Origin of the sequence: Gilliamella sp. Pas-s27 (assembly GCF_009795865.1) — a bacterium.
In the GTDB taxonomy this organism is placed as follows: domain Bacteria; phylum Pseudomonadota; class Gammaproteobacteria; order Enterobacterales; family Orbaceae; genus Gilliamella.
In genome coordinates this window covers 1-5191 of the sequence record NZ_WTEW01000044.1, presented here as the reverse complement: position 1 = coordinate 5191, position 5191 = coordinate 1, and the positions used below count along the sequence as shown (strand labels likewise).

Here is a 5191-nt window from a genome sequence, read left to right as displayed (position 1 = left end):
ACTTAGTTAACCAAAACAAAGACGAGCGCGGAGAGGGATTTGAGCTACGCACTGATGATTGGGGAGCGATTGCCGCCAATAGAGGTTTATACATCACCACCCAAACCCAGCCTAAAGCCCAAGGCAAACAGCTTGATATGCAAGCGGCCATTGCCCAAATTGAGAATGCCCTCTCCATTGCTAAAGCGCTACAAAATGCCGCCACCCAGTCCGAAGCGCACAGCGCCGATACCGACAGCCAAGACCAACTTAAAGCCAACTTAACTCAGCTAACCCAAAGTGGCTTACTGGCCTATGCGCAAGAAGGGATGGCCCTAACTAGCCCTGAAAATATCCAACTATCGACAGCTAACAGCCTAACCTTAACCAGTGAAAACCAAACCGATATCAACGCCTTAAAAAATATCACCCTATCATCGGCTGAAGCGATTGGTTTATTTGCCCAAAAATCAGGGATGAAACTATTTGCCAACCAAGGTGATATTGAAGTGCAAGCCCAAAATGCTAACCTTAATATGGCTGCCAAACAAGATATCAAAATGGATAGTGTGGATGGCAAAGTTACCATTACCGCCAAAGACAACCTCACCCTTATCTGCGGTGGCTCTTATATCAAAATCAGCAGCGAAGGCATTGAACTGGGTACACAGGATAATATCTATCTTAAATGTAATGTCTTCCAGAAGATGGGGATGGCAGATATGAATATTGATGATTTATCGTTACCCGACATTATTGGTGATTATGCAGTTAAATTTATATGTAAAGATGAATCAGGAAAAATCTACGCCAATGAACGCTACATTGCTACGCTCCCCAATGGCAAAAAGGTGCAAGGTCAAACCGATAAAAATGGATATACACAAGCATTTCATTCTGTGGATGAAAACGAAATAATCACCCTGGAATTAATTAGTAGGTAAGTTTAAATATGCCAAATGATAATGAAAATACTAAAACATGTATAAAATTTAGTGCAAAAACAAGTAAGCTAGAGAAAGGCGAAGTTGTTGCTGAACTAGTGGTTTTAGAAAATGTACCAACTCCTTTATTTGTGTTATTTGCTTATGGGGGGCATGGTGCTAAAGAACTTAAAAAAGCAGCAATAAATAAACGATTAAGATTACGAAAAAAATACCCTGATGCTGAAATCAGAATTATAGAAGGTTTTCTCTATCCCAATGAGTTTAAGCAAGAGTGGACAAAATTATATAATGAACTCACACACCCCGAAACATCTTGTCAATATGCTTTATGGCAAATTCACTATTTTGGTCATGGCGGGCATGATGCGCTTTATTTACAAGGAAAAGGAAATAATATCCATTTTAACGATCAAGACAATATGGAAGTTTTACCTTGGCATCTTAACGAAGGGATTTTTGTTTTACACTCATGTAGAGGTGGAGCATATGAAGATACTTATGATAACAATATGATTAAACAGCAAATTTGTTTGGCTAAAACGATTTCAGAAAAGCAAAAAACCCGTTGTTTAGGGCAAGTGACTTACGGTAATTTTGCTGCTGATATTGAAACTTTTAACCAAGATTTAACCGTAGGTATAGGGGGAATTATTGTAGCTGCATCTGAAACTACAACAGCAGAACAAGACGCAGAAGTTTTCAAATATCGCCCAGACCGCGTATCTAATAAAGCTATTTTACCATTCGCATCTTGCGCCCTATGGGGATATGCTTTAGTTACGGGTGATACGCTTGAAAAAACTTTGTTACGAAAGAAAGATTATGAAGAAAAACTACTTAAACAAGGCGTAATAAATCCTATCTATCCTATTTATGAAGAAATAAAAAAACTTGCACCTAAAAAACAAATTCTACCTTGTCGAGTATTTAATAATGGCACGTTAGAACCACGTATTGTGGAAATTGATGTCTTTAATCAAAATGATTTGGAGTATATTTAATGAATTACCCTACAAAAATAATAATATCGATAAAAAAAAAGTTAATAATTCTAGTTATTGGTCTTTGTGTAATTATCGGTATTGTTCACTTTTATTGTGATAATTCAACAAATTTAGATTATAACCCTATTCAATCGGAAAATATCACTATGGACTATACAATTTATCCTTCAACTATTCCTGAAAATGAATTATTACGCATAGATGAAGCTAAAAAGCTATATCGATATGCATTTGACGATCAAGTCTTCCATGGAGTAGTTGATCCTGATAGCTTAGTAAAATTTATTAAACATGCTTGGCAATGGGATAAAAATGCAATGCCTTATTATTATGACCTTCTTACTTATCAAGAGCTATACAATGATGATGAAAAAGAAGAAGGAATGATGTCATTTACCGAGTTTATGCGCAAATATCGCGATCAGTTAGTGGATAATGCCGGTAACCCACTAGTTGAACCTAAAGTGTTTAGAAGTATTAAAATGAGAGGTTATTTATGGGATAAGTTTGCCGATTTAAAATACCCTAAATTTGCCTTTCAAAAAGGCTGGGGAATGGGTTTTTGTTGGTATGATGAAAAAGGTATTGCGCGTCCATGTCCAGATGATAAATTAGAAGAAAGTATTAAATATCTAAACTATGCCATTGAAGGGGGCTATCATTGCTACGAGGATTTGATTGCTCGAATACTATTCCAACAAGGCGACCATTATAAAGATGAACATTATAAAAAGATTAATAAATTAACCGAATATCGCAAATCGTTAAAATTAGAGGATTTGAAACTGCCGATTGATTATGCGCAGTTAATGGCGGAGCATAGCTCGATTATTGGTATATTACGGGTTACCGAAGCCTATTTATATGGACTAGGTCGTGAACATGATGTTGTTAAAGCCTATGCGTGGTCGCTATTAAGTGATTATGCAAAACAAAAAATAGAAGAACAAGGTAACAATTTGGCTTGGCATGCTTACCAACTTCCCCCAGTTTGGGAATATAACAAGGAAATTCAAACACGTTTAGAAAAAATTCTTAATTCAGCACAACAACAAGCTGCTCAAGACTACCTGACGGAGCTTCAAACCAAGATTATTGATTGGAATTATAATCGCTGGCGAGATCAGATTGATGATTTTCATCCTAAGCCTTAATCATTCCAAAACTACAACATACTCGTTGTTTAGGGCAAGATGGCATCCTTGGTCAATATGAATGATGCTAAGTTATCGCTAAGAGACAATCGAGCAATTGATGCACAAAATAATGTGTGGTTAAAAATTGATGTACTTGATGATAAAAACCGAAAAAGAAGTGGTTGGGTGTTAGTGAATGGTGAAGGTGCTAAGCGGGTCTGTTGTTGGGATTGGTTTGATTTTACGCAGATAAAAGAAACGGCCTCATTAAAAGACATCTACCTTGATGCAGACAAATCCTTAAAACGCAATAAAGACAACCATTCCTTATCAGGATATAAACCAACGATAAAAGAAACATTATCCATTCTTGATAAACAATACCTTGTTGAAGAAAATAAATATACCAGTATAAAAGAAGCGAGTTTTCAAGGTATTGTAAATAAACCGATATTGTACTCGGCATTAAGTCGCTTATTAATCAATTATAAAAGCGAATGGTACAGTAAAGTTGATGCAGAGGGAAAACTGCCGGAATGGGAAGAATTAAACAGCGAGATGACCGAAGATGCTAAAAATCTATTAGGTTATTTACAAACGGGTGATGAAGCAAAATTCGAGGCATATTTAAGTAGTGTCGGTAAAGCAAAGGACTCGCCTGAAGCGAAAGGGTTTGAAACATTAAGACGAGAAATAAGCCGTTTTCCTGCTGATTATAAAGAATCCCCCTCGAAAAAGCTGACTAAAGCGCAGTTTGAATTTTATGCCAAAATGGAAGCATTAGAAAAACAAGTAACAGCTTGGGAAAAGACCAAAGAGAAGATAAAAAAGATGTTGTGGTGGGATGATGTAGCTAAAGGCTTAGCCAAGTTAAAGCAACAAAACGACACGCCCCCAGAAAATGGCGAGGCAACCAATGCCACAACAGCTACAACCACCGCAACAGACACCACCCCACCTGCCACGCTTAGCGCTGATGGCAAGGCGTGGTTTATTCATCCTATAACAATGCATATTTTTAATTTTGAAAATTGTGTTTGTAATAAGTGTATAAATGAAAATCAATTTAAATCAATAATTCCTAATGATATTTTGCATAATGGATTATTTTATAAAATGAATAATGATTTGAAACATACGTCACTAAGTACATTTCTTTTAAAACTAAATAAGTATTTTATTCAATACAATGTTAATAGCTGCCTGCAGAAAGCGCATTTTATATCACAGATATTATGTGAAAGTGATTTTTTTAGGACTGCAGAAGAATATAAAAATAAAGATGGCTCAACGCCTTCTCATTGGAATAATTATAAAGGAGGTGCAAATTATCATGGTAGAGGGCTTATTCAAATTACCCACGACTATAATTATGACTCTTTTGGTAAATATATTAATAATAACACGCTTAAAGATAGCCCTGATATAGTATGTTCTAGTTTAGATTTTACAATAGAATCTGCATTTTGGTATTGGATAAATGGAAGTGCATGGGGAAATATTAATAGCATTGCAAAAAATAATGACTTTCTTAAAGTTACCATGGCTATAAATGGTGGATATAACCATGTTGTAGAAAGAAATAAAGCACTTATTACTTTATACGATAAGTTTAATATTAAAAACTGCCTTTTATATCACGATGTTAAATTTGATAACTATTCTTTTGGTACAAGCGCAATGATTAATAGTAAATGGTATGAAAATAACAAAAATAAAGTACAAGAAGTTGAAGAGGCTTTAAGCAATTTTTATACAACATTACAAAAGGAAAATTAATATGAAAAAATCTTTTATTTTTATTATTTTGTTTTATTTAAGTTTTCCTTTATATGCTCAAATATGTGATGAAACTAAATCAAATGATCTAAAAGGGCAGTTTATCAATGGTGATAAATTTAATGGTAAATATACATATTGCCGTTTCGATAAACCTGAAGAAGATATAATTTCGCAAATTGAGTTTAGCTTGAACATAAATGGAAATGTAAATGATTATATTTATATAGGTGGAATTAACTGTAGTAGCTCAAACTTAACCTGACAGACACCTATTACTCATCGGTTTTCATTTTAACAAAATGCGTGTCCGATGAGCAAAATAAATTCTCCAATTGCTTTTCCT

At 34.8% G+C, this 5191-nt stretch carries 5 protein-coding genes; all 5 read left to right on the top strand.

The window, feature by feature from the left end; all coding sequences use genetic code 11:
* Positions 1–923: type VI secretion system Vgr family protein (locus GQ589_RS11160; protein ID WP_160426225.1), on the top strand; the 923-nt coding region annotated here is incomplete at its 5' end.
* Positions 924–931: 8 nt separating this feature from the next.
* On the top strand, positions 932–1927 hold the full coding sequence (locus GQ589_RS11155; protein ID WP_160426223.1) for a hypothetical protein: 996 nt from the start codon (positions 932–934) through the stop codon (positions 1925–1927).
* A gap of 149 nt (positions 1928–2076) precedes the next feature.
* A complete protein-coding gene (locus GQ589_RS11150; RefSeq protein WP_160426221.1) occupies positions 2077–3084 on the top strand; it encodes a hypothetical protein in 1008 nt (335 codons plus the stop codon).
* A gap of 39 nt (positions 3085–3123) precedes the next feature.
* Complete coding sequence (locus tag GQ589_RS11145; protein WP_160426219.1) at positions 3124–4845, top strand: glycoside hydrolase family 19 protein; 1722 nt, start codon at positions 3124–3126, stop codon at positions 4843–4845.
* Position 4846: 1 nt separating this feature from the next.
* Positions 4847–5110, top strand: coding sequence for a hypothetical protein (locus tag GQ589_RS11140; RefSeq protein WP_160426218.1), 264 nt, complete (start codon positions 4847–4849; stop codon positions 5108–5110).
* Positions 5111–5191: the final 81 nt, after the last annotated feature.

Bases quoted from the DNA above. Each gene is read 5' to 3' on its own strand.
- GQ589_RS11155 (WP_160426223.1), top strand. From the start codon at position 932: ATGCCAAATGATAATGAAAATACTAAAACATGTATAAAATTTAGTGCA.
- GQ589_RS11150 (WP_160426221.1), top strand. From the start codon at position 2,077: ATGGACTATACAATTTATCCTTCAACTATTCCTGAAAATGAATTATTA.
- GQ589_RS11145 (WP_160426219.1), top strand. From the start codon at position 3,124: ATGGCATCCTTGGTCAATATGAATGATGCTAAGTTATCGCTAAGAGAC.
- GQ589_RS11140 (WP_160426218.1), top strand. From the start codon at position 4,847: ATGAAAAAATCTTTTATTTTTATTATTTTGTTTTATTTAAGTTTTCCT.